This window comes from Pseudooceanicola sp., from assembly GCF_041987405.1.
In the GTDB taxonomy this organism is placed as follows: domain Bacteria; phylum Pseudomonadota; class Alphaproteobacteria; order Rhodobacterales; family Rhodobacteraceae; genus Pseudooceanicola.
In genome coordinates this window covers 106,555-132,376 of the sequence record NZ_JBHIWR010000007.1, presented here as the reverse complement: position 1 = coordinate 132,376, position 25,822 = coordinate 106,555, and the positions used below count along the sequence as shown (strand labels likewise).

29 protein-coding genes and 1 other RNA gene are annotated in these 25,822 nt (G+C 65.0%); 16 read left to right on the top strand and 14 right to left on the bottom strand.

Annotated elements, in window-relative coordinates:
- Positions 1-168: 168 nt before the first annotated feature.
- Together ACFC2Y_RS16725 and mgtE are read right to left on the bottom strand one after the other, a co-directional pair.
- Positions 169-720, bottom strand: coding sequence for a 5-formyltetrahydrofolate cyclo-ligase (locus tag ACFC2Y_RS16725; protein WP_375175709.1), 552 nt, complete (start codon positions 718-720; stop codon positions 169-171).
- Entirely contained in the window at positions 720-2,147 is a 1,428-nt protein-coding gene (gene mgtE / locus ACFC2Y_RS16720) for a magnesium transporter (RefSeq protein ID WP_375175710.1), read from the bottom strand. The genes ACFC2Y_RS16725 and mgtE overlap by 1 nt, the downstream gene beginning before the upstream one ends.
- 132 nt (positions 2,148-2,279) lie before the next feature.
- Here mgtE and guaD point away from each other — a divergent pair, with 132 nt between their 5' ends.
- Positions 2,280-3,569, top strand: a complete 1,290-nt coding sequence (gene guaD / locus ACFC2Y_RS16715) for a guanine deaminase (protein ID WP_375175711.1) — start codon at positions 2,280-2,282, stop codon at positions 3,567-3,569.
- Between the two features lie 93 nt (positions 3,570-3,662).
- Here guaD and ACFC2Y_RS16710 read toward each other — a convergent pair whose 3' ends face one another.
- The 3 genes from ACFC2Y_RS16710 to ACFC2Y_RS16700 all read right to left on the bottom strand — a co-directional run bounded on the left by ACFC2Y_RS16710 (position 3,663) and on the right by ACFC2Y_RS16700 (position 6,252).
- Complete coding sequence (locus ACFC2Y_RS16710; protein WP_375175712.1) at positions 3,663-4,997, bottom strand: 8-oxoguanine deaminase; 1,335 nt, start codon at positions 4,995-4,997, stop codon at positions 3,663-3,665.
- A gap of 8 nt (positions 4,998-5,005) precedes the next feature.
- On the bottom strand, positions 5,006-5,794 hold the full coding sequence (gene hisN / locus ACFC2Y_RS16705; RefSeq protein ID WP_375175713.1) for a histidinol-phosphatase: 789 nt from the start codon (positions 5,792-5,794) through the stop codon (positions 5,006-5,008).
- A 92-nt stretch (positions 5,795-5,886) separates the two neighbouring features.
- Positions 5,887-6,252: a helix-turn-helix domain-containing protein gene (locus ACFC2Y_RS16700; RefSeq protein WP_375175714.1), complete on the bottom strand. Its 366-nt coding sequence runs from the start codon at positions 6,250-6,252 to the stop codon at positions 5,887-5,889.
- Positions 6,253-6,555: 303 nt separating this feature from the next.
- Between ACFC2Y_RS16700 and ACFC2Y_RS16695 the strand changes: the two genes are divergently transcribed.
- Positions 6,556-7,515 (top strand): NADPH:quinone oxidoreductase family protein, encoded by a 960-nt coding sequence (locus tag ACFC2Y_RS16695; protein ID WP_375175715.1) that lies wholly within the window; start codon positions 6,556-6,558, stop codon positions 7,513-7,515.
- Here ACFC2Y_RS16695 and ACFC2Y_RS16690 read toward each other — a convergent pair.
- Entirely contained in the window at positions 7,505-8,404 is a 900-nt protein-coding gene (locus ACFC2Y_RS16690) for a LysR family transcriptional regulator (protein ID WP_375175716.1), read from the bottom strand. The two genes, ACFC2Y_RS16695 and ACFC2Y_RS16690, sit on opposite strands and share 11 nt — an antisense overlap.
- A 125-nt stretch (positions 8,405-8,529) precedes the next feature.
- Here ACFC2Y_RS16690 and ACFC2Y_RS16685 point away from each other — a divergent pair, with 125 nt between their 5' ends.
- Together ACFC2Y_RS16685 and ACFC2Y_RS16680 are read left to right on the top strand one after the other, a co-directional pair.
- On the top strand, positions 8,530-8,742 hold the full coding sequence (locus ACFC2Y_RS16685) for a DUF1127 domain-containing protein (RefSeq protein ID WP_375175717.1): 213 nt from the start codon (positions 8,530-8,532) through the stop codon (positions 8,740-8,742).
- Between the two features lie 111 nt (positions 8,743-8,853).
- A complete protein-coding gene (locus ACFC2Y_RS16680) occupies positions 8,854-9,591 on the top strand; it encodes a Bax inhibitor-1 family protein (RefSeq protein WP_375175718.1) in 738 nt (245 codons plus the stop codon).
- Between the two features lie 188 nt (positions 9,592-9,779).
- On the opposite strand, the gene ACFC2Y_RS16675 is transcribed toward ACFC2Y_RS16680, so the two are convergent.
- The 4 genes from ACFC2Y_RS16675 to rnpB form a co-directional block, all read right to left on the bottom strand.
- Positions 9,780-10,343: a GNAT family N-acetyltransferase gene (locus ACFC2Y_RS16675; protein WP_375175719.1), complete on the bottom strand. Its 564-nt coding sequence runs from the start codon at positions 10,341-10,343 to the stop codon at positions 9,780-9,782.
- Positions 10,344-10,452: 109 nt separating this feature from the next.
- Entirely contained in the window at positions 10,453-10,620 is a 168-nt protein-coding gene (gene rpmG / locus ACFC2Y_RS16670; RefSeq protein WP_005630270.1) for a 50S ribosomal protein L33, read from the bottom strand.
- 180 nt (positions 10,621-10,800) lie between these two features.
- The gene (locus ACFC2Y_RS16665; protein ID WP_375175720.1) at positions 10,801-11,667 is read right to left on the bottom strand and encodes a PRC-barrel domain-containing protein; all 867 of its coding nucleotides are present in this window, start codon (positions 11,665-11,667) and stop codon (positions 10,801-10,803) included.
- Between the two features lie 204 nt (positions 11,668-11,871).
- Positions 11,872-12,262: RNase P RNA component class A (gene rnpB, locus ACFC2Y_RS16660), an RNA gene on the bottom strand.
- 151 nt (positions 12,263-12,413) lie between these two features.
- Between rnpB and ACFC2Y_RS16655 the strand changes: the two genes are divergently transcribed.
- The 12 genes from ACFC2Y_RS16655 to ACFC2Y_RS16600 all read left to right on the top strand — a co-directional run bounded on the left by ACFC2Y_RS16655 (position 12,414) and on the right by ACFC2Y_RS16600 (position 23,015).
- Positions 12,414-13,649, top strand: a complete 1,236-nt coding sequence (locus ACFC2Y_RS16655) for an MFS transporter (RefSeq protein WP_375175721.1) — start codon at positions 12,414-12,416, stop codon at positions 13,647-13,649.
- Positions 13,650-13,732: 83 nt separating this feature from the next.
- On the top strand, positions 13,733-14,188 hold the full coding sequence (locus ACFC2Y_RS16650; RefSeq protein WP_375175722.1) for a universal stress protein: 456 nt from the start codon (positions 13,733-13,735) through the stop codon (positions 14,186-14,188).
- The gene (locus ACFC2Y_RS16645; protein WP_375175723.1) at positions 14,185-14,736 is read left to right on the top strand and encodes an alpha/beta hydrolase; all 552 of its coding nucleotides are present in this window, start codon (positions 14,185-14,187) and stop codon (positions 14,734-14,736) included. The genes ACFC2Y_RS16650 and ACFC2Y_RS16645 overlap by 4 nt, the downstream gene beginning before the upstream one ends.
- 84 nt (positions 14,737-14,820) lie before the next feature.
- A complete protein-coding gene (locus ACFC2Y_RS16640) occupies positions 14,821-15,384 on the top strand; it encodes a NifU family protein (protein WP_375175724.1) in 564 nt (187 codons plus the stop codon).
- 15 nt (positions 15,385-15,399) lie between these two features.
- Positions 15,400-15,978: a tRNA (adenosine(37)-N6)-threonylcarbamoyltransferase complex dimerization subunit type 1 TsaB gene (tsaB, locus tag ACFC2Y_RS16635; protein ID WP_375175725.1), complete on the top strand. Its 579-nt coding sequence runs from the start codon at positions 15,400-15,402 to the stop codon at positions 15,976-15,978.
- On the top strand, positions 15,975-16,388 hold the full coding sequence (locus ACFC2Y_RS16630; RefSeq protein ID WP_375175726.1) for a GNAT family N-acetyltransferase: 414 nt from the start codon (positions 15,975-15,977) through the stop codon (positions 16,386-16,388). The genes tsaB and ACFC2Y_RS16630 overlap by 4 nt, the downstream gene beginning before the upstream one ends.
- A 150-nt stretch (positions 16,389-16,538) precedes the next feature.
- On the top strand, positions 16,539-17,534 hold the full coding sequence (locus ACFC2Y_RS16625) for a BMP family protein (protein WP_375175727.1): 996 nt from the start codon (positions 16,539-16,541) through the stop codon (positions 17,532-17,534).
- A 69-nt stretch (positions 17,535-17,603) separates the two neighbouring features.
- Positions 17,604-19,208 (top strand): ABC transporter ATP-binding protein, encoded by a 1,605-nt coding sequence (locus tag ACFC2Y_RS16620; protein ID WP_375175728.1) that lies wholly within the window; start codon positions 17,604-17,606, stop codon positions 19,206-19,208.
- Positions 19,201-20,295 (top strand): ABC transporter permease, encoded by a 1,095-nt coding sequence (locus tag ACFC2Y_RS16615; RefSeq protein WP_375175729.1) that lies wholly within the window; start codon positions 19,201-19,203, stop codon positions 20,293-20,295. The genes ACFC2Y_RS16620 and ACFC2Y_RS16615 overlap by 8 nt, the downstream gene beginning before the upstream one ends.
- Before the next feature lie 3 nt (positions 20,296-20,298).
- Positions 20,299-21,279, top strand: coding sequence for an ABC transporter permease (locus ACFC2Y_RS16610; RefSeq protein WP_375175730.1), 981 nt, complete (start codon positions 20,299-20,301; stop codon positions 21,277-21,279).
- 54 nt (positions 21,280-21,333) lie between these two features.
- The gene (locus ACFC2Y_RS16605) at positions 21,334-22,257 is read left to right on the top strand and encodes a sulfite exporter TauE/SafE family protein (RefSeq protein WP_375175731.1); all 924 of its coding nucleotides are present in this window, start codon (positions 21,334-21,336) and stop codon (positions 22,255-22,257) included.
- A complete protein-coding gene (locus tag ACFC2Y_RS16600; protein ID WP_375175732.1) occupies positions 22,254-23,015 on the top strand; it encodes a TIGR02186 family protein in 762 nt (253 codons plus the stop codon). Before ACFC2Y_RS16605 ends, ACFC2Y_RS16600 begins: the two co-directional genes overlap by 4 nt.
- A gap of 215 nt (positions 23,016-23,230) precedes the next feature.
- On the opposite strand, the gene ACFC2Y_RS16595 is transcribed toward ACFC2Y_RS16600, so the two are convergent.
- The 4 genes from ACFC2Y_RS16595 to rapZ all read right to left on the bottom strand — a co-directional run bounded on the left by ACFC2Y_RS16595 (position 23,231) and on the right by rapZ (position 25,820).
- Positions 23,231-24,088: a lysophospholipid acyltransferase family protein gene (locus ACFC2Y_RS16595; RefSeq protein ID WP_375175842.1), complete on the bottom strand. Its 858-nt coding sequence runs from the start codon at positions 24,086-24,088 to the stop codon at positions 23,231-23,233.
- A 105-nt stretch (positions 24,089-24,193) separates the two neighbouring features.
- Positions 24,194-24,472, bottom strand: a complete 279-nt coding sequence (locus ACFC2Y_RS16590) for an HPr family phosphocarrier protein (RefSeq protein WP_375175733.1) — start codon at positions 24,470-24,472, stop codon at positions 24,194-24,196.
- A 4-nt stretch (positions 24,473-24,476) separates the two neighbouring features.
- A complete protein-coding gene (locus ACFC2Y_RS16585; protein WP_375175734.1) occupies positions 24,477-24,926 on the bottom strand; it encodes a PTS sugar transporter subunit IIA in 450 nt (149 codons plus the stop codon).
- Positions 24,927-24,935: 9 nt separating this feature from the next.
- The gene (gene rapZ, locus ACFC2Y_RS16580) at positions 24,936-25,820 is read right to left on the bottom strand and encodes an RNase adapter RapZ (RefSeq protein ID WP_375175843.1); all 885 of its coding nucleotides are present in this window, start codon (positions 25,818-25,820) and stop codon (positions 24,936-24,938) included.
- Between the last annotated feature and the right edge of the window lie 2 nt (positions 25,821-25,822).

The following is a 25,822-nucleotide window of genomic DNA, read 5'->3' as shown; positions in this document are numbered from 1 at the left end:
ACGCTGCGTCAGACCCAGTTCGAGGCCGCGAAAGATCGACAGGCGATCCTCCGCGCTCAGATGTTCATAGTTTCGTCCCATCGCAACAGCACCTTATCGCTGTTGCACTTCAACTGTGACTCTGCAGAGGGCGAGGGAGGGGGGCGAGAGTATCAAGGAGGGGGGTAATCACCCGACCTCCAGCACCCCGCGCTCCGTCACGATCATGTCCAGAGGCTGATCCGTCGGCTCCAGCGGCAGCCCCTCCGCTTCCTGCGCGGCATAGGCAAAGCCGATGGCCATCGCCGGCCCGTTCGCCCGCAGCATCTGCAGCGTCCGATCATAGAACCCCCCGCCATAGCCAAGCCGCCCGCCCCGGCGATCGAAGGCCACCAGCGGCACGATCAGGATCTGCGGCACCATGGGCAGGATCGCCTCCGGCACCTCCGCCCCGAAAGGCCCCGGCACCAGCGCGCCCTCGGGCGTCCAGGTCGCAAACTGCAGCGGTTGTCCCTGCCCCTCGATCACCGGAACCCCGACAACCCCATGCGCCGCCGCTTCGGCCATGGCGGGGCGGGGGTCGATCTCCGTCCGGATCGGCAAATAGCCCGACAGCGGCACTCCCCGATAGCCTGCCAATACTTCGGACAGCACACCCGACGCGGCGCCGTGATCCATTTCATGCGCCGCCTTGCGCCGGGCGAAGGCCGCCTTGCGGGCCGCGGCTTTCTCCGCCTCCATCACAGCAGAATCACCCCGGCCAGCCCTAGGAAGGCGAAGAAGCCGACGATATCGGTCACCGTGGTCACAAAGGCCCCGGAGGCCAGCGCCGGATCCACCCCGACACGGTCTAGCACCACCGGGATCACCGTCCCCGCAAGCCCCGCGATCACCAGGTTGATGACCATCGCCGCGCCAATGACATAGCCAAGCGCGGGCGATCCGAACCAGATCAGCCCCACGATCCCCATCACCACCGCAAAGATCACCCCGTTCACCAGCCCCACAAGGCATTCCCGCCGGATCACCCGCCAGACGTTCGCCCCGGTTAAGTCCTTCGTCGCGATGGAGCGCACCGCAACGGTCAGCGATTGCGTCCCCGCGTTCCCGCCCATGGAGGCCACGATCGGCATCAGCACCGCCAGAGCCACGAACTGCGCGATTGTCTCTTCGAACTGCGCGATCACCAGCGAGGCCAGGATCGCCGTCACCAGGTTCACCGCCAGCCAGGGGAAGCGCCGTTTCGTCGTCTCCACCACCCGGTCGGTGAGCGAGCTTTCCTCGCTCACCCCGGCGAGGCGCAGGATGTCCTCGTCGTGCTCCTCGTCCAGCACGATCATCGCGTCGTCGATGGTGATGACGCCGACCAGCCGGTCGTTTTCGTCCACCACGGGGCCGGAGATCAGGTGATACTGGTTGAACGCATAGGCGACATCGCCCTCGTCCTCAGTCGCCTCGAAGGTGCGGAAGGACGGCTCGGTAATCTCCGCCAGCGGCGTGACCCGGCGCGAGGCCATGAGCTTGCCCAGGGTCACATGGCCGATCGGCTTGAACCGCGGATCGACGAGGATGACATGGTAGAACTGCTCCGGCAGATCGTCGCGTTCGCGCATGTAGTCGATGGCCTGGCCGACGTTCCAGAACTCCGGCACGGCCACAACTTCGCGCTGCATCAGGCGGCCGGCGGATTCATCCGGATAGGACAGCGCCTGTTCCACCGCCGCCCGGTCGCTGTCTTCCAGCGCGTCGAGGATCGCCTCCTGCTGCGGATCGTCGAGGTATTCGACAAGGTCCACAACGTCATCGGAATCGAGGTCCCGGACCGCGTCGGCCAGAACATCCGGGTTGAGGACGGCGATGACCTCTTCCCGGATCGACTCGCCCAGTTCCGACAGGATTTCGCCGTCGAACTCCCGGTCATAGAGCAGGATGAGGCGGCGCCGGTCATAGGCGTTGATCTGTTCCAGAAGGTCGGCGATATCGGCTGCGTGCAGCGGCTCCATCAGGGTGACGAGCTTGTCACGATCGCCCGTATCGACAGCATAAAGGATGGCCGCTATGGTGCGCCGATCCAGGGTGTAGCCGTCCTCGTCCGAGGCGTCCCCCTGCCCCGCCTCCGCCGCAGAGAGATCGTCCGCCACCTTGAACTCGTCGTCTCCGTCGGTCATGCCGCGCTCCTTTGCCGTATCTTCGTCATAGAGGACATTCCTTGCCAAAAACAATGCCTCAGCGGCATTTCCTGCCCCGTTTACGGACCCGCGCCCGCAGGCTACGCTGCAACGCGGAACCGGAGGATTAAGATGCCCGACCCCACCCTGCTGACAGGACGCGTCCTGCGGACCCTCGCCGACCCGTTTTCAACCGCGCCCGAGTCCGCCCTGCGCATCGAAACCGACTGGGGTCTGGTGCTGGAGGGCGGGCAGATCGCGGATATAGGCCCGGCCGACACACTGCGCCGCGACTGGCCCCGGGTGACCGAAATCGCCTATGGCCGGGACCTGATCTGCCCCGGATTTGTCGACGCCCACGCCCATTTCCCCCAGACCGCCATCATCGCCTCATGGGGCAAGCGCCTGATCGACTGGCTGAACAGTTATACTTTCCCTGAAGAGACCCGGTTCGCCGACCCGGCCTATGCGGCGGAAATCGCATCCCGCTATCTGGACCTGACCGCCGCGAACGGCACCACCACCGTCTGTTCCTTCTGCACCATCCACCCCGCATCGGTTGACGCCCTGATGGAGGAGGCCCGGCAGCGCGGCCAGCGCATCGTCGCCGGGAGGACCTGCATGGATCGCAACGCGCCCGACGGTCTGCGCGACACGGCGCAGACGGCCTATGACGAAAGCAAGGCCCTGCTGGAGGCATGGCACGGGGTGGACCGCCTGTCCTACGCCATCACGCCGCGCTTCTCGCCCACCTCGTCGCCAGAACAGTTGGCCGCCATGGGCGCCCTCTGGGCCGAGCACCCGGACTGCCTGATGCAGACGCATCTGTCTGAACAGACAGACGAAATCGCCTGGGTTAAATCCCTCTACCCGGAGGCGCGGGATTATCTGGACACCTACGAGGCGCACGGGCTTCTCGGCCCGAACGGCCTCTACGGCCATGCCATCCACCTCGAGGACCGAGAAAAGGACCGGCTGAAGGAGGTCGGCGCGGCCCTGGTCCATTGCCCGACGTCCAACACCTTCATCGGCTCCGGCCTGTTCGACATGGCCGGGCTGAAGGCCGCGGGTCAGCGCGTCGGCCTGGCCACGGATACCGGCGGCGGCTCGTCCTTCTCCATGCTGCGGACCATGGCGGCGGCCTATGAGGTCGGGCAGTTGCGCGGGACGCCGCTCCATGCGGCGCAGCTGATCTGGCTGGCCACCGCCGGCTCGGCCGAGGCGCTGCGCATGGGTGACCGGATCGGGACCTTGGCCAAGGGGGCGGAGGCCGATCTGGCCATCCTCGATCTCTCCTCCACCCCGGCCATCGCGCAACGCGCTGACCGGGCGGAGGACGCCTGGGAAGAACTGTTTGCCACGATCATGATGGGCGATGACCGCGCGGTGCGGGCAACCTGGATCGGCGGCCGGGCAGTTTGAATGCTGGAGCGGCCCGGATGGGAAGATGGGTGCGGAGCACCCATCCTACATGTGCCCTTTGGGTAGGATGGGTGCTCCGCACCCATAAAAATCCTACCCCGCCAACGCCCGGGCCATCCGGTTCGCCTGCTCCACCACCACCGGCAAATCGATCGTGGTCACGACCCCGTCACGCACCACCTGCCGCCCCTCGACCAGCAGATCCCGCACCCGCGTCGGCCCGGTCATGAGCAGCGCCGCCGGGTCCCAGGACCCCGCGCTTTCCACCCCGGAGACATCCCAGATCGCCACATCCGCCCGCGCGCCGACCTCGATCCGACCACAATCCGGGCGGCCCAGCACATCCGCGCCGCCCCGGGTCGCGATTTCCAGTGCCTCGCGGGCCGACATGGCGTCCGCGCCGCGCGACACCCGCTGCAACAACATGGCCTGCCGCGCCTCCGCCACCAAGTTGGCCGCATCGTTGGAGGCCGAGCCATCCACACCGAGGCCAACATTCACCCCCGCATCCCGCATCGCCCGCACCGGCGCGATCCCGGACCCGAGACGGCAGTTGGAACAGGGGCAATGCGCAACACCCGTCCGGCTGCTGGCAAACAGGTCGATCTCCGCCCCGTCCAGCTTCACGCAATGAGCATGCCAGACATCCGGCCCGGTCCAGCCCAGATCTTCGGCATATTGCCCCGGGCGACAGCCGAATTGCTCCAGCGAATAGGCGATATCCTCGTCATTCTCGGCCAGATGCGTATGCATCATCACGCCCTTGTCCCGCGCCAGAAGTGCCGCATCCCGCATCAGTTCACGTGATACAGAAAAAGGTGAACAGGGGGCCACGCCGACCCGGGTCATCGCCCCCACGGATGCATCGTGAAAGGTGTCGATCACGCGGATGCAGTCCTCAAGGATCGCCGCCTCCCGCTCCACCAGCATATCCGGCGGCAGCCCGCCCTGGCTTTCGCCGATGCTCATCGCCCCGCGCGTGGGATGGAACCGCATACCGATCTCCCGCGCCGCGTGGATCGTGTCATCTAGCCGCGCCCCATTGGGGTAAAGATACAGATGATCCGAGGTCAGCGTGCAGCCGGAAAGCGCCAGTTCAGCCAATCCAGTCAGTGCAGAAATTCGCATCTCCTCCGGCCCGAAACGCGACCAGATGGGATAGAGCGTCTTCAACCAGCCGAACAGCAGCGCATCCTGCCCGCCCGGCACAGCCCGCGTCAGCGTCTGATAAAGGTGATGATGCGTGTTCACGAGGCCCGGCGTGACAACACAGCCCTCGGCCCGGATCACCTCCCCCGCGCTATCTAACCCCTCGCCGATCTCGGCGATCACACCATCGGTGATGCGGATGTCAGCACCCGACAGCTCCCGCCGGTCGTCATCCATGGTCAGAAGATGGTCGGCCCCTCGGATCACGATCTCTGTCATGTCACACCTCAGACAAAGGGTTGCAGCAACTCCAGAGCCTCAGCGTGGAGCCTTTTGTTCGCCGCCGCAAGCGCACGCCCGCCGTGGTGGGCCGGACCGCCCGACCAATCCGTGACAATGCCGCCCGCCGCCTCGATCACCGCGATCGGCGCCTGAATGTCATAGGCGTTGAGCCCGGCTTCAATCACAAGATCCGCCTGGCCGAGGGCAATCAACGCATAGGCATAGCAATCCATCCCGTAGCGCGTCAGCCGGGCCTGCGCCGCCACCGCTTCGAACCCCTGCCTGTCCGACGCCGTGCCAACCTCGGGGAAGGTGGTGAAAAGCGTGGCCTCCGCCAGTCGCTTGGTCCCGCGGCATCGCAAGGGCATTTCCCCATGCGGACCGTGCAGCACGGCCTGTCCGAAACCACCCACAAACCGCTCACCGATATAGGGCTGGTCGATCATGCCGAAGACCGGGCCATTCTCGTCCGACAGGGCGATCAACACCCCCCAGGTCGGCGTGCCGGAGATGAACCCCCGCGTCCCGTCAATCGGGTCCAGCACCCATGTCAGCCCGCTGGTCCCCTCGACCGGCGCATGTTCCTCACCCAGGATGCCGTCCATAGGCCGACGGCGCGCCAACACCGCCCGCATGGCCAGTTCCGCCACGCGATCGGCGGCGGTGACCGGATCGAAGCCGGAGGTCAGCTTGTTTTCCGCAGCCAGCCCGAACCGGCGGAAATACGGCAGGATCGCCGCCCGCGCGGCATCGGCCATGTCATTGGCTGTCTCGATGATCTCGGTCTGATCCATCCGGTCCCCCTGTGCCCCCTGCGACTTACCCCAAGGCGCGGACAAAAGAAAAGGGCGCCCAAGGCGCCCCCGGACCGTCAGACCTGACGCTTTCAGGCGACGTCGCTCAACACCCGGGCCAGTTCGAACAGGCGGCGGCGCTGCGCTTCGGGAATGGCGTAGTAGGAGCGCACCAGATCCAGCGCTTCCTTGTCGCCCATGATATCGGCGGGAACCATGGTGGAGGGCTTCGCCTCCTCCTCGTTCAGGCCTTCGAAGAAGAAGCTGACCGGTACTTCCAGCGCATCGGCAATGTCCCACAGACGCGAGGCTGAGACACGGTTCGCACCTGTCTCGTATTTCTGAATTTGCTGGAACTTGATTCCGACGCTCTCGGCGAGTTGCTGTTGGGTCATCCCGACCAGCCACCTGCGATGGCGGATTCGTTTGCCCACATGAACATCAACCGGGTGCGTCATACCGCTGCTCCTCACTCAATCATATCTGGGAAAAACGATCCCATCCCAGTGCGTCAAATATCAGCTAAGGGTTGCAAAATCTTATCCCTCAACCCTCGAAGGGTTACCGAAGCCTATCATTTCCAACTATTGAAGCAAGCAATTTGGATTGCCGCTGCCTGTTTTGACGTAGGGGCAAACTACTCTGAACTTTCTGATTTGCAAACAATCTTTGATTCTAAGGCCGATTGATCGCGATTCCGGCACTTGTCGCCTTTCGTTTCGACAGCGTAACAACACGTCGAATCATACGGAGGTCGGATCATGCGCGCATTCAGGGTTTTGTCAGAGGGATCCGCGCCCGAGCACGTTTCAACCCCCGATTGCACGCCGCAGGCAGGCGAACTGCTGGTCAGGAACCGCGCCTGCGGCCTGAACTTCGCCGATCTTTTGATGATCCGGGGCAAGTATCAGGACACGCCGAAACCGCCCTTCACCCTGGGCATGGAAGTCGCCGGCGAGGTCATCGCGACCGGCCCCGACGTCGACGGCCCGCCGCCCGGAACGCGGGTCGCCGTCTTTGGCGGGTCCGGCGGGCTGGCCGATATGGGCACCTACCCGGCCAATCGCGCGGTCGTCCTGCCGGACACTGTCGACTTCGAAACCGCCGCCGCGCTTCAGATCGCCTATGGCACCAGCCATGTCGCCCTGGAACACAAGGCACGGCTGCAACCGGGCGAGACGCTGGTCGTCCTCGGCGCGGCGGGGGGTGTCGGCCTGACGGCGGTCGAACTGGGCCACCTCATGGGGGCCAGGGTCATTGCCGTGGCGCGGGGCGACGACAAGCTGGAGGTCGCGCGCAAGGCCGGGGCCGACCACCTTATCGACGCCGAAGTGCCGGACCTGCGCGAACAGCTCAAGGCGCTTGGCGGGGCAGATGTTGTCTATGATGCCGTGGGGGGCGATCTCTTCCGCGCCGCCTTCCGTGCGATGAAGCCGGAGGGCCGCATACTGGTGATCGGCCATGCCTCCGGCGATGTGCCCCAGATCCCGGCGAACCACCTGCTTGTCAAAAACATCGACATATTGGGATTCTACTGGGGCGGGTATCTTAAGTTCCGGCCCGAGGTCGTGACCGACAGCCTGGGCACTCTCTTCCAGTGGGCCGCCGAGGGACGGATCAAGCCGCACATCAGCCATGTCCTGCCCTTGGAGCGCGCGCAGGAAGGGCTCGATCTGCTCAAATCCCGCGCATCGACCGGCAAGGTCGTGATCACGCTGTAACCCGGCCGACCTCTCTCAGGGCAGGACGGTTCAGGGATTCGCCCCCGGTGAACCCCGCCCGCAACAACCCGGTCAGCCGCTCCAGCACCTGCCCGGCGCCGCGATCCTGCGAATACATGCAGATCTTCTGCATGCCGAGCGTGGGCAACTCGCCCCCGTGCTCGACCCTGGCCAGTTGCGGCGGCTCCGTCCCCTCGATCATGGCGCAGACCGCCAGATCGGCGGAAATCGTCGCCTCGACGGTGCGGTCCTGCTCCGTCTCCACGGCGCTTTCCCAGTCGATCCCCGCCTGTTCCAGCGCGCGAATCGCTTCGGCGCGGAAAATGCAGGTGCGGGCGGAGGCATAGCGCAGTGGACGCTGCCGCCAGGCGGTGCCGCCCGGCGCGCCGACCCAGCACATGGGACGTTCATCCAGAACCTCGGCATCAGCGTCCGGCGCGGCTTCCGTCGTCAGAATGACATCCGCCAGCCCCCGGGCGAAATCGGCCTTCAGCTTGGATGTATAGGCGGAGATCAGCTGCACCTTCATCCGCGGAAACTCCGCGTTGAACCGCTGCAGCACCCGCGGGATAACCGGATAGACGATGTCATGCGGCACGCCGATCACCACCTGCCCCTCGAAAACCTCGCTGGTCAGTCGCGACATCGCCTCATCATTCATGTCGATGATACGCCGCGCATAGCCCAGCAACTGTTCGCCCGACGGCGTCAGCGCGATCTTGCGGTTCGACCGGTCCAGCAGATCGATCCCCAGCATCTCCTCCAGCCGCTTGAGCTGCATGGACACAGCGGATTGCGTGAAGTTCAGCACGCCTGCGGCGCGGGTTACGCCGCCATGATCGGCGACAGCCACAAAGCTGCGCAGGGCGGTCATGTCCAGATTTCGCATGCATCAATTCCCGTGATGATAATCGTCAGAAACATTCATTTCCAATATTGAACACACTCCGGCATATGCATCAACATAAATCATCAACACGGGCTGAACCATCACCGATTAGAAAGGTAACCCTCATGTCCTCCCTGTCCCAGTCCCCCACCTTTTCCCTGTCCCGATCCTTCTCCCTGATCGGCGCAACCTTCTCCCTTCTTGCCCTGTCCCGGTCCCGCCAGGCCCTGGCCGACCTCGACGCGCGCGCGCTCGAAGACATCGGCGTGACCCAGGCCGAAGCCCGGCGCGAGGCGACCCGCCCGATCTGGGATGTCCCGGCAAGCTGGCTGAAGTGATTTTTCTTCACGATCAGACCTCTGTCTGATCTTGAAAAGAAGATGCACCTTACCGATATTGAACCCGAAAGCTCCTTGACGGAGCTCGGGTTCAACGTATCGGAGGCTTGAATGGCTGAATATAACACAATGCGCGCTGCGGCAGGCACACGCTCTGCGGCCATTGACGAAGGTCTGCGCGCCCATATGAACAAGGTATACGGCACGATGTCCGTCGGCATGGTGCTGACGTTCCTCGTTGCCTGGGCGGTCGGCACGAGCCCGGAGCTCCTGTCCGTATTCCGTGATCCCGCGACCCTGCGGCCGAATATCCTCGGTTGGGTCGTGATGTTCGCACCGCTGATCATGGTCTTCGCCTTCAGCGCGATGATCAACCGGATGTCCGCCGCCGCCGCGCAGCTGTTCTTCTACGCTTTCGCGGCCGTGATGGGCCTGTCGATGGCCTGGATCTTCGTGGCCTTCACCGGCTTCTCGATCGCACAGGTCTTCCTCGTGACGGCCATCGCCTTCGCTGGTCTGTCGCTTTACGGCTATGTGACCAAGAAGGACCTGTCCGGCATGGGCACCTTCCTGATCATGGGCGTGATCGGCCTGATCGTGGCCTCGATCATCAATATCTTCATCGCGTCGAGCGCGCTGCACTTCGCGATCACGATCATCGGTGTGCTGATCTTCGCCGGTCTGACTGCCTATGACACGCAGTCGATCAAGAACGAATACCTGCAGCACGCCAACCATGGCGACAGCGAATGGCTGGGCAAGTCGGCGATCATGGGGGCCCTGCGCCTCTACCTCGACTTCATCAACATGTTCATGTTCCTGCTGCAACTTCTCGGCAACCGCGAATAAGCAGGACGATCAGAACGAACGAAGGGCCGGTCATCTGACCGGCCCTTTTGCTTTGCAACATAGTTTGTCCCGCCCCTCGTCAGCCTCGGACTTGATCCGAGGATCTCTGGCCATACCGAACTGCCCTGCGGCAGAAGATCTTCGGGTCAAGCCCGAAGATGACTGCCTGGCCGCCGGAGAAGCCCTCGTCACCCCTCCTCCCGCCGCATCTGCACCGCCGGAAACAGCACCCCCGTCGGCAGGCGCACGTCGATCCGGCCCAGGGCCTCGAAGCCGAGCGACTCGTAGAACGGCACCGCCGTCAGCGTGCTCTGACACCGCAGGTCCACCACCCCGGCCGACCGGGCAGAGCATAGAACACGCCGCATGAGCCTCGACCCGATCCCGCTGCGCACAAGCGCCGGGTCCGCCGCCACATGCCGAACGTGCCCGACCCCGGCGCGGCCGGGCGCACCATGTGGGGAGAGATCGGTCCAGCCGCCTGCGGCGAGGATCCGGTCGTCGTGCTCCGCTACGAAATAGGTCCCGCAACTCAGCAGCGAGGGACGCGCGACAGAAATCAACGGCAACGCCTCGCGTAGCAGGGCGGGATCATAATCCGCCGCCAGCAGCGCCCGGTAGGACCGGGCCAGCAGCCGGGTGACGCCCTCGGTATCGGCAGGCATCGCAGGCCGGATCAGAAGATCGGCGAGCCCGGCATCAGCGCCGGGCGGAGACAGGGGACTGTCGGAAGAAGAAGTGAGTTCGGGCATCGGGGCATCCTCGGCTCTCGGGGTCAGGTGGCGGAGGCAGAGGGCGGCCCGAAAAGAAAAAGCCGCGCTCTGCGGCGCGGCCTTTCATGTCTTCGAAGGTTTTTCGATCTTACTTGATCTTGCCTTCCTTGTACTCGACATGCTTCCGCGCGACGGGATCGTACTTACGTACGGTCATCTTTTCGGTCATTGTGCGCGCGTTCTTTTTGGTCACGTAGAAATGGCCCGTGCCCGCGGTCGAGTTCAGACGGATCTTGATGGTCGTCGGCTTCGCCATTTTCTCATCTCCTGCACCGGACACAGATGTGCCCGCGAAATCTCATGAAGCCCGCCTTTTACGTCGAATCTCGCGCGTGTCAACCGCCTAAGCGCGTCAGCCACACCGGAAACACGACGAAACAGGGGGCGGATCTTTCCGCCCCCCGCGCGCCCAATGGACGCAAGCCCGTCAGGACTGTCATTCGGTCGGCTGCGTCACGCCGCCCATGGTCCCGCCCATAGTGTCGGTGGAGGACTGCATGTCGACCTGTTGCTGGGCCGCCGCCTGGTCCGCTGCGGTGACAAAGGCAGGTGCGGCTTCCAGATCGGCCTTGGTGGCCGAGGTCATCAGACGCGGGCGCCCCTCCAGTTCGACAACGTCGAGCGCGGCCATTTCGACGGCAACGTCCTTCTCGCCGATCCCCAGGAAGCCGCCGACGCCGATGACGACGCCCTTGACCTCGCCATTCAGGCCGATGATCAGATCGTTGATATCGCCGACATTCTCGTCCGACACGTTGAACACGGTTGCGCCAAGAAGGTCGTCGGCAAGCACGGTATTCGCGTCCTGCATCGTGATCTGACCTTCAACCGGCTTCGCGCTCTCTTCGGCGGCGTAGTTTTCCTCGCCCCCGATCGTCGGCGCCTCATCCGTCGCGACATCGGTGGAGGCCGGGTCATTCGGCGTCGCATCGTCCTGGGCGACGTCAGCCGCCGGATCGTCCTGGGCAGGCGCCTCGTCCTGGGCCACATCCGATGCCGGTTCGTCCGATGACGTAGCATCGTCCTGGGCCACATCCGACGCCGGCTCGTCCGATGCGGTGGCGTCGTCCTGGGCCACGTCGGATGCAGGATCCTCGCCCTGGGTTTCGTCGGTGTCCTCGGCGACCTCTTCGGTCGTACCGGCATCCGGGCTGCTCGCCTCTGCCGCTGCGCCGTCCGACTGTTGCAGCTCTTCGGTTTCCTCGGCACCCGACTCGGCTGTCTGGGCAAAAGCGGCCACGGGTGCGACTGCGATCATCGTAATCAGAGCACCACGGCTGACAGTTTGAAGCATGCGTTTCATCTTCTCTCTCCTCATGTGAAAGGCAAACCCCGCGGTGGTTTGACAGTGATGCAGGGTCGGTCTCGTTGCTGTGATGGAACAACTCGATCCGACCCGCGGCGTTCCCGTGGGCGGTTTCGGCCACGGGCGCTTTTCCGCCCGCCGCACCGCAGCAGAACGGCGGGTTCCCACTCATCGGAAATATCCATCCTGTTGTGGATGCGGATGCACGGAGGGCCTGTAAGCCGGATTCTGTTCCCCGGCCCGTCTCCGGGTACCGGTTCGATGACCATTCCTCTGGACGCTCGGTTGCCCGGCGTCTCAAGCTGCCAACCCGGATCTCCGGGCCAAGGCGGCCCTGCGGTTCCCCGCGCGAGATCCCTATTCGGCATTGCTCCCGGTGGGGCTTGCCATGCGGGTCCGGTTGCCCGTCCCCCGGTGCGCTCTTACCGCACCGTTTCACCCTTACCCCGACAGGTCGGGGCGGTCTGTTCTCTGTGGCGCTGTCCCTAGGGTTGCCCCCGCCGGGCATTACCCGGCACCGCTGCCTTGTGGAGTCCGGACTTTCCTCGGACCCTCGATCACATCGAGCGCCCGCGGCCATCCGGCCCTCCGTGCACCCTGCGCAGTAGTGCTGCCGTGCGCCTCAGTCAACTCCGTGCAATCGCGGCCCTGCACAGGCTACAATTGACCCCGCGGTAGAATTGAGGGAGAAAGACTAGACGGATCGGTCTAATTCTGGTCCGCAGATGGACGGATCGCCCCGCATGACCATGACCAGCACCGCCCCGCGAAACGACACCATGCTGATCGTCTTGGGCTCTGCCCTGCTGCTTAGCCTCGCCATGGGGCTGCGGCAGAGCCTTGGCATTTTCATGCAACCGATCACCACCGAACTGCGCATTGACGTGGCGGAGTTCACCCTGGCCATCGCAATCCAAAACCTCGCCTGGGGTGTTTTCCAACCGATTGCCGGAGCCCTGGTGCCCCGGGTCGGTTTTCGCGGTGTGATGCTGGCCGGGGCCGCCTCCTATATTATCGGACTGACCGGCCTGTCGCTGGCCCAGGATGCGCTTGGCGTGCTGATCTTTGCCGGGTTCTTCATCGGTCCCGCCATGGGCTGCGCCGGGACCGCGATCACCATGTCCGTCACCTCCCGCGCCGTGCCCCCGGCGAAACGCAGCCTGTATCTCGGCATCATCTCCGCCTCCGGGTCCGCCGGGGCGCTTTATGCCGCGCCGATCGGGCAATGGCTGAACACCTCGATCGACTGGCAGGCGGGCATGATCGCCTTTGCCGCCCTCGCCTGCCTGATGATCCCCGCCGCCTGGGTCGCCGGACGGATCGACCGCCGCCCGGTGCCGCCGCCGCCGCCCTCCGCGACCGAGGCCGCCTCGGCCCGCCTCGCCCTGGTCGGTGCATTGGCAAACCCCGGCTTCGTCGTCATGGCGCTGGCTTATTTCGTCTGCGGCATGCAGCTTGTTTTCCTCACCACGCACCTCCCGGCCTACATCGCCATCTGCGGCCTCGACCCGATGCTCTCCGCCACGGCGCTGGCGCTGATCGGCGGGTTCAACATCCTTGGCAGCCTCTTCTTTGGCTGGGCCGGCGGACGCTGGAACAAGCAGGCGCTGCTCGGGCTGATCTACATCACCCGCTCCTTCGTGCTGGCCTGGTATTTCCTGCAGGACCCGACCCCCGCCTCCACCATGATCTTCGCTTCGATCATGGGCTTCCTCTGGCTCGGTGTTGGTCCCCTCGTCGCCGGGTCGGTGGTGGAGATGTTCGGCCTGCGCTGGCAGGCGATGATCCAGGGGGTCGCCTTCATGTCGCATCAGTTCGGCAGCTTCACCGGCGCGCTCGGCGGAGGCTGGCTCTATGATCTGAACGGCAACTACACCCTCGCCTGGCAATTGGGCGTCGGCATGGGGCTGACCGCCGGGATCATACAGGTGGCCTATGCGCTGGCCCGGCCCACCATGCCGCCGCCGACCCCCGCCTGATCCCCGGCCCCGGCGGCAGGCGGAGATACCCGTGGACGCAGCCTGACCCTTCCGCCATTATCCCCCCGAATGGGAGGCCCGTGATGCGCAAGTTCCTCGTCATCCTGGATGACAGCCGTGAATGCCTGAACGCCATGCGGTTTGCCGCCATGCGCGCGGCGCGCACGGGTGGCGGCGTGGCGATCCTGTCGATCATCCCGCCGGAGGAATTCCAGCATTGGATCGGCGTCGCCGACATCATGCGCGAAGAGGCCCGCGAGCGAATCGTCGTGCATTACGAGGTCTTTGCCAAATGGATGCGCGACCGCCAGGGGATCGACCCAGAATTGGTGATCCGCGAGGGCGAGCCGGTGCCGGAAATCCTGGCCCAGATCCGCGAGGACCCGGACATCGGCGTCCTCGTCCTTGGCGCAGGCACCGAGAAATCCGGCCCCGGCCCTCTCGTCAGCCAGCTGGCCAAGGCCTCGGGCTCCCTCCCTGTGCCGGTCACCATCGTTCCTGGCGATCTCTCCAAGGAAAAGCTCGAGGCGATCACGTGAGGGCCGCCACACCCGGCGCGCCGCATCCGACCCACGTCATCTACGCCCATGGCGCCGGGTCCTCGCCCACGGACGCCCCTCTGCCTGCCCTGCGCGATCTTTTGGGGCGGAACTACAGGATCACCGCCCCCGACCTCGGCCCGCCCGACCCGCAGGCCTGGACCGCCGCCCTGACCCCGCTGCTGCGTGACCATGGGGCGCAGGCGATCCTCGTCGGGCATTCCCTGGGCGGCTCGCATATCCTCAAATGCCTGGCCGAGCTGGGTCCCGCCGTCCAACCCCGCGCCTTTGTCGGCCTCGCCTGCCCGCTTTGGGGCCAGCCGGGGTGGGAGAGCGCGGAGTTCGCCCTGCCCGCCTGGGCCCCCGACGCCCTGTCCCGCCTGCCGATCCGTCTGTTTCACGCCCGCGACGACACGGTCGTCCCCCCGGATCACCTGCAGGAATGGGCCACCGTCCTCCCGCAGGCCCGCTGCCACAGCATCGCCAAAGGCGGACACGAGTTCACCGAGGGGCTGTCCTCTGTCGCTATGGCAATCGCGGAACTGTGACAATTTCTTTAGAACGGTTCTAATTCTTGACTTCCCCGGACCGGAGGCGCATATCGGATGCGTCAGCCAAAAAGGGGACCGAAGATGTTTATTCAGACCGAATCCACGCCGAACCCGGCGACGCTGAAGTTCCTTCCCGGCGAAACCGTGCTGGAAGCGGGCACCGCCGATTTCCCCACGGCCGACACCGCCGGGAAATCGCCCCTCGCCACCCGCCTCTTTGCGATCGACGGCGTAACGGGCGTGTTCTTCGGCACCGACTTCGTCACCGTGACCAAGGCCGACCCGGTGGAATGGGACCATATCAAACCCGCCCTCCTCGGCGCGATCATGGAGCATTTCCAGTCCGGCCAGCCGGTGATGGACGCAGGCGACCAGCCCAATTCCGGCCATGCCGAACATACCGGCGAAGACGGCGAGATCGTCGTGCAGATCAAGGAACTGCTGGACACTCGGGTGCGCCCCGCAGTGGCCCAGGATGGCGGCGACATCACCTTCCACGGCTTTGACCGTGGCGTGGTCTATCTGCACATGCAGGGCGCCTGTGCCGGCTGCCCCTCCTCGACCCTGACGCTGAAGATGGGCATCGAGAACCTGCTACGCCACTATATCCCCGAGGTGACAGAGGTTCGCCCCGTCGCCGTCTGAGCGACCGCAGACCCCATGTCCGAAGACCCGCTGATCCTCGCCTTTGACACATCGGCCGCGCATTGCGCGGCCGCTTTGCTGTCCGGCGATCACATCCTGGCCACGGCAGCGCAAAGCATGACCCGCGGCCAGGCCGAGGCGCTCTTTCCCCTGCTGAAAGACCTGCTGAGCCAGACCGGCAAGACCTGGCAGGACATCGACCGTATCGGCGTCGGCACCGGCCCGGGCAACTTCACCGGCATCCGCATCGCCATCAGCGCCGCGCGCGGCCTTGGCCTGTCGCTGAACTGCCCAGTGATCGGGGTCACCAGCTTTGCCGCGATCCATCACGGCGCGCCGGGGGCCACGGCCACCGTCCTCGCCCCGCGCGACATGGCCTATGTCCTGACCCCGGGCGCGGCGACCCCTAACCTTGTCCCCCTGGCCAGCGTCGAAGCCCCGACCTTCCCGCCGGAGCCGGAGGTCTGGGCCGCGGCCATCGCCTCTATCGCCCGCGACGCGGACGCCAACACCGCCGCCCCGCCCGCACCTGTCTACCTCCGCCCGGCCGATGCCGCCCCCGCCCGCGATATTCCGCCGGTGATCGTACCGTGACCCCGGCTGAGCTGGCCGCCCTCCACGCCGCCGCCTTCACCACCCCTCGCCCCTGGAGCGAGGCGGAATTCGCCAGCCTCCTGTCGGACCCCCATTGCTTCCTTGTCACGCAGGCTGGGGCCTTCGCCCTGGGCCGCGTGATCGCCGATGAGGCAGAACTGCTGACAATCGCCACCCCGCCGAGCCTGCGCCGTCGTGGGCTGGGACGCGCCTGTCTGACGGGGTTCGACACCGCCGCCCGCGCCAGAAACGCCCGCCAGGCCTTTCTCGAGGTAGCCGCGAACAACGCCGCCGCGATTGCGCTATACCTCGGAAACGGCTGGACAATCTCCGGCAAGCGGCCCGGCTATTACCGCGCGCCGGACGGCAGCCGGGTGGATGCCCAAATCCTCGGCAAACCGCTTGCATGACGTGACGCAAGATTCAGCTTTTGCAAGATGTTCAAGCCGGATTCACCCTTGACCCGTACCCCGGCGCGGGGCCTTAATCCGATCTGATCAACAACGATCTGCCGTACGCGGGGTGGGATCAACCGCCCCCTGCCAACTGGGAGAATACGAATGACCCTCATGACCAAATTCCTCGGAGCCGCCGCCACCGTCGCGCTCAGCGCCGGTGCCGCACTGGCCGAACCCGCACTGATCTTCGACCTCGGCGGCAAGTTCGACAAGTCCTTCAACGAGGCCGCCTTTGCCGGTGCCACCCGTTGGGCCGAAGAAACCGGCGGCGAGTTCCGCGAGATCGAGCTGCAGTCCGAAGCGCAGCGTGAACAGGCGCTCCGCCGCTTCGCCGATGCCGGCGCCAACCCGATCGTCATGACCGGCTTCGCCTTCGGCAACGTCCTGTCCGAAGTGGCGCCCGATTACCCTGACACCAAGTTCGCGATCATCGACATGGTCGTCGACGCGCCGAACGTCCGCTCGGTCGTCTTCAACGAACATGAAGGCTCCTACCTCGTCGGCATGATGGCCGCGATGGCGTCGGAATCCGATACCGTCGGCTTCATCGGCGGCATGGACATCCCGCTGATCCGCAAGTTCGCCTGCGGCTACGCCCAGGGCGTCATGGCCCAGAACCCCGACGCAAAGGTCGTCGCCAACATGACCGGCACCACCCCGGCCGCATGGAACGACCCGGTGAAGGGCTCCGAACTGACCAAGGCGCAGATCAGCCAGGGCGCTGACGTGGTCTATGCGGCCGCCGGCGGCACCGGCGTTGGCGTCCTGCAGACCGCGGCCGACGAAGGCATCCTGTCGATCGGCGTGGACAGCAACCAGAACTACCTGCACCCGGGCAAGGTCCTGACCTCCATGCTCAAGCGCGTGGACAACGCCGTCTACGAGGCGATGTCGGCCGGTCCCGAAATGGAAACCGGGTTCAACGTCATGGGCATCGCCAATGGCGGCATCGACTACGCCATGGACGAACACAACGCGACCCTCGTATCGGACGAGATGAAGGCCACCGTCGACGACGCAAAGGCCAAGATCGCCAGCGGCGAACTGACGGTTCACGACTACATGTCGGACAACACCTGCCCGGCGCTGGACTTCTGATCCGGCAACGTTGTTTTCAGGCCGCGCCCTTCGGGGGTGCGGCCTGTTTTGATGAACGAGGGGCACCAGATGACCGGGACCGCACCCGCCATTGAACTCAAGGGCATATCCAAGGCCTTCGGACCGGTTCAGGCCAACAAGGACATCTCCATCCGCGTCATGCCGGGTACGATCCACGGCATTATCGGCGAAAACGGCGCGGGCAAGTCGACGCTGATGTCGATCCTTTATGGCTTCTACAAGGCCGACAAGGGCGAGATCTTCGTCAACGGCAACAAGACCGAAATCCCCGACAGCCAGGCCGCCATCGCGGCGGGCATCGGCATGGTCTTCCAGCATTTCAAGCTGGTCGAGAATTTCACCGTCATCGAGAACGTGATCCTCGGCGCCGAGGATGGCGCGATGCTCCAGCCCTCGATCGCCAAGGCGCGCAAGTCGCTGAAACAGCTGGCCGAAGAATACGAGTTGAACGTCGACCCCGATGCCAAGGTCGAGGACCTCTCGGTCGGGCACCAGCAGCGGGTCGAGATCCTCAAGGCGCTCTACCGCCAGGCCGACATCCTGATCCTGGACGAACCGACGGGCGTGCTGACCCCGGCCGAGGCCGACCACCTCTTCCGCATCCTCGATAACCTGCGCAAAGAGGGCAAGACGATCATCCTGATCACCCACAAACTGCGGGAGATCATGGACTACACCGACACCGTCAGCGTCATGCGGCGGGGCGAGATGACCGCCACCGTCAAGACCGCCGAGACGAGCCCCGAGGAACTGGCCGAACTGATGGTGGGCCGCAAGGTCCTGCTGCGCGTCGACAAGAAACCCGCCACGCCCGGCGAAGTCGTTCTGTCCGTCAAGGATCTGCGCGTCACTGACAGCGCGGGGGTGGAACGGGTCAAGGGCGTCTCCTTCGACATCCGCGCGGGCGAGATCTACGGCATCGCCGGGGTCGCCGGAAACGGCCAGTCGGAACTGATGGAGGTGCTGGGCGGCATGCGGCCGGGCACCGGCACCATCACCATGAACGGCGAAGCGATCGACCTGACCGGCAAATATTCCGACGGCCAGTCGCGGCGCGCCCGTGGCATCGGCCATGTCCCCGAGGACCGGCATGACGAGGGGCTGATCCTCGATTACACCGCCTGGGAAAACATGGTCTTCGGCTACCACCGCAACCCCGAATGGGGCACCGGGCTGTTGATGAACAACGCCGCGATCATCAAGGAAGCCGAGGGCAAGATGGAGCGGTTCGACGTCCGCCCCCCGATCCCCGCGCTCAAGGCCAAGAACTTCTCCGGCGGCAACCAGCAGAAGATCGTCCTCGCCCGGGAGATCGAGAACAACCCCGACCTCCTGCTGGTCGGGCAGCCGACGCGCGGCGTCGACATCGGGGCCATCGAATTCATCCATCAGGAGATCATCCGCCTGCGCGACGAGGGCAAGGCGATCCTCCTCGTCTCCGTCGAACTGGACGAGATCCGCTCGATGTCGGACCGCATCGCGGTAATGTTCGACGGTCAGATCATGGGCGAACGCGATCCGGCCACCGCAGACGAACGCGAGTTGGGCCTGCTGATGGCCGGGATTTCCGAGGAACCGGACGTGCCCGACATCAAGGCCGTCGACGAAAACCTCGACGCGATCGAACACGGGGAGGCGCCGAAACATGGATAAGATGCCCGCATGGGCCGATGTGGTCCTGATCCCGCTGATCTCGCTCCTGCTGGCGGCGGTCCTGTCGGCCCTGGTCATCGTCGCCATCGGGGAAAACCCGATCGACGCCTTCAAGCTGATGGTCGACGGGGCGCTGATGCGCTCCTCGGGCTGGGGTTACACGCTCTATTATGCGACGAACTTCATCTTCACCGGCCTCGCAGTGGCCGTCGCCTTCCACGCCCGGATGTTCAACATCGGCGGCGAGGGTCAGGCGATGCTCGGCGGGCTCGGCGTGGCGCTGGCCTGCCTCTACATCCCCTGGCCGCACTGGTCTCTGGCGATCCTCGGCTCCTCCATCGGCGCGGCGCTCTTCGGGGCGGCCTGGGCGCTGATCCCGGCCTATCTGCAGGCCAAGCGCGGCAGCCATATCGTGATCACCACGATCATGTTCAACTTCATCGCCGCCGCCCTGCTGAACTACATTCTGGTCAATATTCTGCGCCCGGTCGGCGCCATGGACCCGGCCACCGCCAAATTCGCCGAACCGACGCATCTGCCCACCTTCCAGGACATGTTCTCCACCGCCGCCATGCCGCTCTTCCGCGGCGCGCCGGCGAATGTCAGCTTCTTCTTGGCCCTGCTGGCCTGCGTGCTTGTCTGGCTGCTGATCTGGCGCACCAAGCTGGGCTATGAGATCCGCGCCTATGGCTGGTCCCAGACCGGGGCGAACTACGCGGGCATCTCCGGCACCAAGATCATCATCGTCGCCATGCTGATCTCCGGCGGGCTGGCCGGGATGATGGCGGTGAACACCACCCAGGGCGAGGCCGAGCGGCTGATCCTCAACATGACCGAGGGCGCGGGCTTCATCGGTATCGCCGTGGCCCTGATGGGCCGCAACCACCCCTTTGGCGTGCTACTGGCCGCGATCCTCTTCGGCTTCCTCTATCAGGGCGGCGCGGAACTGGCCCTCTGGACCTCGATCCCGCGCGAGCTGATCGTGGTAATCCAGGCACTGGTGATCCTCTTCACCGGGGCGCTCGACAATATGGTGAGGATGCCGCTGGAGCGCCTCTTCCTCGCCATGCGCCGGAAGGAGGGCTGAGCCATGGACTTTCTCACAATCATCCAGGTCCTCGACTCGACCGTCCGCCTCGCCACGCCGCTGCTGCTGGCCTGCCTTGCCGGGCTCTTCTCGGAACGCGCAGGTATTTTCGACATCGGGCTTGAGGGCAAGATGCTCGCCGCCGCCTTCTTCTCCGCCGCCATCGCCTATATGTCCGGGTCGGTCTGGATCGGGCTGCTGGCTGGGATCGGCTCCTCGATGATCCTCTCCGCCTTGCACGGCGTCGCCTCCATCACCTTCCGGGGCAATCAGTTGATCTCCGGTGTGGCGATTAACTTCCTCGCAGCGGGGATGACCGTGCTGATCGCGCAGGACTGGTTCAGCCAGGGTGGGCGCACGCCGTCCCTTTCTGGCGCGGCCCGGTTCGAGGGGATCACATGGCCCGGCGCCCTGACCCGCATCCGCGACATTCAGGAAGCCGGTCCGCTGATGCAGATCTACTCCGAACTGATCTCGGGCCATTCGATCCTCGTATATCTCGCCATCTTTGCCGTCCCCGCGACGTGGTGGACCCTCTACCGCACGCGTTTCGGCCTGCGCCTGCGGGCCGTGGGCGAAAACCCCGCCGCCGTGGACACCGCCGGCGTCTCCGTCGTCGGGCTGCGCTATGCCGCCGTGGCGATCTGCGGGGTTCTCTGTGGCATCGCCGGGGCTTACCTCGCCACGGCGCTGCAGGCGGGCTTCGTCAAGGACATGTCGGCCGGTCGGGGCTTCATTGCCCTCGCCGCGCTGATCTTTGCCAAATGGCGGCCATGGTACGCGCTGATGTCCACCCTGCTCTTTGGCTTCCTTCAGGCCGTGGCCCTGCGCCCCGACCTGATCGAGAACACCGTCGGCGTGAAGGTCCAGGTCCAGCTGCTGGATGCGCTGCCCTATATCCTGACGGTCGTCATCCTCGCGGGCTTCGTCGGCAAGGCCATTCCGCCAAAGGCCGGCGGTCAAGCCTATGTAAAGGAACGCTGAGCTGACACGCACTGTCCGCTTGCGGCAGTGCGGCCGGAGAGCTTAGGTAGGGACATGCAACTCTACCTGCCGATAGCCGAGGTCTCGGTGAACGTCTTTCTCCTTTTCGGGATCGGCGGCATCGTGGGCATCCTGTCGGGCATGTTCGGCGTGGGCGGCGGGTTTCTGATCACCCCGCTGCTGTTCTTCGTGGGCATTCCCCCCGCCGTCGCGGTCGCCACCTCCGCCAACCAGATCGTCGCCTCCTCCATCTCTGCCGTGCTGGCCCATCTCAGGCGCAAGACTGTGGACCTGAAGATGGGCACTGTGTTGCTGTCCGGCGGGTTGGTCGGCTCGGCCCTGGGCGTCGTGGTCTTCAACTACCTGCGCAGCGAGGGCCAGGTCGATCTGCTGGTGAACCTCTGTTACGTGATCTTCCTGGGCACGGTCGGCGGGCTGATGTTCATCGAAAGCCTGCGCGCGCTGCGCCGCGCCAAACGGTCCCCCGGCACCGTCGCCCCGCGCAAGCCGCGCGGACAACGGGGCTGGATCTACATCCTGCCGCTCAAGGTCCGCTTCCGCACCTCGGGCCTCTATATCTCCGTGATCCCGCCGCTGCTGGTCGGCATGTTTGTCGGCGTGCTCTCGGCCATCATGGGGGTCGGCGGCGGCTTCATCATGGTGCCCGCCATGATCTACCTGCTGCATATGCCGACCAAGGTCGTGATCGGCACCTCGCTCTTCCAGATCATCTTTGTCACGGGCTTCACCACCCTGGCCCATGCGGTGACCAACCAGACCGTGGATATCGCCCTGGCCGTCGTCCTATTGCTGGGCGGTGTGATCGGGGCGCAGTTCGGCACCGGCATCGGCGCCCGGATGAAGGCCGAACAGCTGCGCATCCTGCTCGCCCTGCTGGTCCTGGCAGTCTGCGGCAAGCTGGCCCTGGACCTGCTGCTGCCGCCGGCCGAACTCTACGAGATCGGAACCACGGCATGAGACGTCTGGCCGCCCTGATCATCCTCCTCCTCGCCGCGCCGGTCGCTGCGCAAGAGGGGATCGTCCTCGGCCTCAGCCAGGACCGGGTCCGGATCACCACCAATTTCGACGGCTCCGATCTGCTGATCTTTGGCGCCGTCAAACGCGAAAGTCCGATCATCGACCCGCCGCTGGAGGTGATCGTCACCGTCGCGGGCCCCTCGACCCCGGTCACATTGCACCACAAGGCCCGCCGCCTTGGCATCTGGGTCAATGCCGAAACCGTCCGCCTGCCCGCCGCCCCCAGCTTCTACGCCGTGGCCAGTTCGGGTCCGCTGAACGAGATCCTCAGCCAGACCGAGGATCTGCGCCATTCCATCACCATTCCCCGCGCCATCCGCACGGTTGGCGCGGCCTCCATGACCGAACATCCCGCAGCCTATATCGACGCGCTGATCCGCATCCGCAGTGAAAAGGATCATTACCAGCTGCTGGAAAACACTGTGGGCGTGGCCGAGCAGACGCTGTTCCGCACCCGGATCACCTTGCCCTCCGATCTGACCGAAGGCAGCTATGACGCCCGTGTCTTCCTGCTGCGCGACGGGGATGTGGTGTCGCGCTTCGACACGAACCTCGACGTCCGCAAGGTGGGGCTGGAACGCTGGCTCTACACGCTGTCGCGCAGACAACCGCTGGTCTATGGCCTGCTCTCGCTCGCCATCGCGATCGCCGCGGGCTGGCTGGCCTCCGCCGCCTTCCGGGCGATCCGGGCGAGTTGAGTGGCCTAACCGCACGAAGCGGACTGCAAGCAGCATTGGGGCCGTCTGTACGAACACTGACGGCCGTTGCCACAACTTCGAGGGTGCCTATCTAGACCAAGGGCAACGCCGCCCCAGGGGAGCAGGTCAGCGCAGCCCGGCGTGCCGCCGGGCAAGACCCATATTTAACGTCCAAAGCCCTTGATCGACTGTTAATCCCGATCCGGATCAGCCCGTCACGCCCGCACAGCACCGCCAAGCGCCAGCGTATGCTCCCTCAACCAGGCCATGAAGCCGCGCGGATCGGAGGTGAGCATCTCCATCCGCTCTTCGCTGATCGGGTCGCCCACGATCGGGGCCTGCGGCTTGTTGCAGCTGTGCACGATCTCGTGCAGCAGAAAGGCCTGCCGCAGGATCGGGCTGATCTGGTTGGCCATCTGGTACCAGCGGCTGTTCGCCCCGGGAAAGAAGATCGGCACCACCCGCGCGCCGGAGCGGCGGATCAGCTGCGCGGTAAAGACATTCCACTCCGCCTCGATCGCCGGGCCGAACATCGTCTTGGAGGCCGCAACCACACCCGACGGGAAGAGCGCGACGATCCCGCCCTCCTTCAGATGCGCCATGGCCCTGGCCCGCATCTCCACCGACTTGCGCTGTGCATCGGCATCATGGGGAAAGGGCACTGGGATCATATAGCTCGACGCGACCTCGTCGATCCCTGTCAGCAGCTGCCGCGTCAGGATCTTGTAGTCGTTCCGCACCCGCCCGATCAGATCGGCAAAGATCATCCCGTCGACCATGCCATGCGGATGATTGGCCACAACGACAACCGGGCCGTCTTTCGGGATCTTGTCCAGCTGCGCCTGTGGGGTCAGCAGGTCGATCCCCATCACGTCCAGCGTCGCCCGCCAGAAGGCCTGGCCCTGCGGCGCGCCGCGCTTTTCGAACTTGCGGATCATCCGGATGATCGAAACCTTGCCGGTCATCCATTCGATGGCGCGAATGACATTGCGCCGCCAGGGGTCCTCGAACGAGGTCGAATAGGTCAGCGACCGACGATCATACTTGGTGAAGGTCAGGTTATCCTCGGACACCTCGTCACGGGAACGATCACGTTGCGCGAAATCCGTCCGGTTCTGAGAGCTGTCTACCACCTGTGGCCCCCTCGCCTACCTGCCCGGGACCCTCGGTCCCCGGGTCTACATGTCTTCGCCGAACCTGTCGGCCACGAGAGCCTCCAGCGCATCGGCCAGCGCATCCGCATCCGGGCCGGAGGTTTCGACCTCAATAGAGGTTCCCTTGGACGCTGCCAACATCAAAAGGCCCATGATACTATCGCCACCCGCCGTCATGCCGTCACGGCAGATCTCCGCCCGCGCATCAAAGGCTTCCACCACTTCGACCAGCTTGGCCGAGGCCCGCGCATGCAGGCCTTTTTCATTCACGATGTTCAACACACGGCGCACGGTCTGGGACATGGTCTTACTGGATACTGACGTTCTGGCTGTCGATGTATTTGCGCCCGGCCTCGGTCGCGGCACGCACCGCATCTGCCAGGGGCTTGTGGCGGCATTTCGCCAGCTTGATCAGCAGCGGCAGGTTCGCCCCGTAGAGGATCCGGCGGTCATCCGGCCGACAGGCCATCAGCGCCAGGTTCGAAGGTGACCCGCCGAACATGTCCACCACCACCACGACCCCGCCGCCCAGATCGACGGAATCCGCCGCGGCACAAATCTCCGCCTGTTTCGCAGGCCTGTCATGATTGGCGTCTATGGAGACGGTACGCACCCCGTCCTGCGGTCCCACGACGTGTTCGACCGCCGACAGGTATTCGCGGGCCAAGCCCCCATGCGCCACGATCACGATACCGATCGCGGGCAGGACGCTGTCCCGTTGCTGATCCTTGGCAAGTAGCGCGCTGCTCTTTCCCATCCCCAACCCTCAGGCTCGTGCCGCACCGCGGCGTTCGAGCTCTCGATGCCTAATTGACACTTGCCAGCCACCTTCTGCAAGGCCCTTCGCCAGACGTTCCGCCATTGTAACGGAACGGTGTTGCCCCCCGGTACACCCGAAGCCAATGGCAAAATAGCTTTTGCCTTCTTCGACATAGGCGGGCAGAAGCATCATCATCAGGTCACTGACCCTGCCAAAGAACTCCGCGAACCGTGGATCTGACGTCACGTAGCCCTGAACCTCCGTATCCAGACCGGTGAAGCCGCGCAGGCTTTCTTCCCAGTAGGGGTTGTTCAGGAACCGGGTGTCGAACACCATGTCCAACCCCCGGGGCAGCCCGCGCTTGTAGCTGAAACTCTGGACCGAGACCGACAGGGTCCGGCCCTCGTCGGCGCTGAACCACTGCCCCATCTCCGCGCGCAGGTCATGCGGCGAAAGGCCTGTGGTGTCGATCAGGATATCCGCCCGGTTGCGGATCGGGGCCAGCAGGTCCATCTCCCGGTCGATGCCATCGCGCGGGGTTTCGGCCGGGGCCATGGGATGCCGACGCCGCGTTTCCGAAAACCGGTTGACCAGCACATCCGCATCACAATCCAGGTAAAGCACTTCCAAAGGCCGGGTCCGGTCCGCGCCCCAGGTATCAATGACCTCGACCAGTGCGGTGGTCGAGAAATCCCGGTTCCGCACGTCGATGCCAAGCGCCATGGGCCGTGCCCCCGGCGTGCCTTCCAGCAGCCTCGGCACCAGCGACAGCGGGATATTGTCGATCGCCTCGAACCCCAGGTCTTCCAGCGCATGGATCGCCGTCGTCCGCCCGGCACCGGACGGCCCGGTCACAAGGACCCGGCGGTCGGCGGACTGGGCGTCCAGGATGC

Coding starts and splice junctions, on each gene's coding strand:
- ACFC2Y_RS16725 (WP_375175709.1), bottom strand. CDS start 720: ATGGAGGCGGAGAAAGCCGCGGCCCGCAAGGCGGCCTTCGCCCGGCGC.
- mgtE (WP_375175710.1), bottom strand. CDS start 2,147: ATGACCGACGGAGACGACGAGTTCAAGGTGGCGGACGATCTCTCTGCG.
- guaD (WP_375175711.1), top strand. CDS start 2,280: ATGCCCGACCCCACCCTGCTGACAGGACGCGTCCTGCGGACCCTCGCC.
- ACFC2Y_RS16710 (WP_375175712.1), bottom strand. CDS start 4,997: ATGACAGAGATCGTGATCCGAGGGGCCGACCATCTTCTGACCATGGAT.
- hisN (WP_375175713.1), bottom strand. CDS start 5,794: ATGGATCAGACCGAGATCATCGAGACAGCCAATGACATGGCCGATGCC.
- ACFC2Y_RS16700 (WP_375175714.1), bottom strand. CDS start 6,252: ATGACGCACCCGGTTGATGTTCATGTGGGCAAACGAATCCGCCATCGC.
- ACFC2Y_RS16695 (WP_375175715.1), top strand. CDS start 6,556: ATGCGCGCATTCAGGGTTTTGTCAGAGGGATCCGCGCCCGAGCACGTT.
- ACFC2Y_RS16690 (WP_375175716.1), bottom strand. CDS start 8,404: ATGCGAAATCTGGACATGACCGCCCTGCGCAGCTTTGTGGCTGTCGCC.
- ACFC2Y_RS16685 (WP_375175717.1), top strand. CDS start 8,530: ATGTCCTCCCTGTCCCAGTCCCCCACCTTTTCCCTGTCCCGATCCTTC.
- ACFC2Y_RS16680 (WP_375175718.1), top strand. CDS start 8,854: ATGGCTGAATATAACACAATGCGCGCTGCGGCAGGCACACGCTCTGCG.
- ACFC2Y_RS16675 (WP_375175719.1), bottom strand. CDS start 10,343: ATGCCCGAACTCACTTCTTCTTCCGACAGTCCCCTGTCTCCGCCCGGC.
- rpmG (WP_005630270.1), bottom strand. CDS start 10,620: ATGGCGAAGCCGACGACCATCAAGATCCGTCTGAACTCGACCGCGGGC.
- ACFC2Y_RS16665 (WP_375175720.1), bottom strand. CDS start 11,667: ATGAAACGCATGCTTCAAACTGTCAGCCGTGGTGCTCTGATTACGATG.
- ACFC2Y_RS16655 (WP_375175721.1), top strand. CDS start 12,414: ATGACCATGACCAGCACCGCCCCGCGAAACGACACCATGCTGATCGTC.
- ACFC2Y_RS16650 (WP_375175722.1), top strand. CDS start 13,733: ATGCGCAAGTTCCTCGTCATCCTGGATGACAGCCGTGAATGCCTGAAC.
- ACFC2Y_RS16640 (WP_375175724.1), top strand. CDS start 14,821: ATGTTTATTCAGACCGAATCCACGCCGAACCCGGCGACGCTGAAGTTC.
- tsaB (WP_375175725.1), top strand. CDS start 15,400: ATGTCCGAAGACCCGCTGATCCTCGCCTTTGACACATCGGCCGCGCAT.
- ACFC2Y_RS16625 (WP_375175727.1), top strand. CDS start 16,539: ATGACCCTCATGACCAAATTCCTCGGAGCCGCCGCCACCGTCGCGCTC.
- ACFC2Y_RS16620 (WP_375175728.1), top strand. CDS start 17,604: ATGACCGGGACCGCACCCGCCATTGAACTCAAGGGCATATCCAAGGCC.
- ACFC2Y_RS16615 (WP_375175729.1), top strand. CDS start 19,201: ATGGATAAGATGCCCGCATGGGCCGATGTGGTCCTGATCCCGCTGATC.
- ACFC2Y_RS16610 (WP_375175730.1), top strand. CDS start 20,299: ATGGACTTTCTCACAATCATCCAGGTCCTCGACTCGACCGTCCGCCTC.
- ACFC2Y_RS16605 (WP_375175731.1), top strand. CDS start 21,334: ATGCAACTCTACCTGCCGATAGCCGAGGTCTCGGTGAACGTCTTTCTC.
- ACFC2Y_RS16600 (WP_375175732.1), top strand. CDS start 22,254: ATGAGACGTCTGGCCGCCCTGATCATCCTCCTCCTCGCCGCGCCGGTC.
- ACFC2Y_RS16590 (WP_375175733.1), bottom strand. CDS start 24,472: ATGTCCCAGACCGTGCGCCGTGTGTTGAACATCGTGAATGAAAAAGGC.
- ACFC2Y_RS16585 (WP_375175734.1), bottom strand. CDS start 24,926: ATGGGAAAGAGCAGCGCGCTACTTGCCAAGGATCAGCAACGGGACAGC.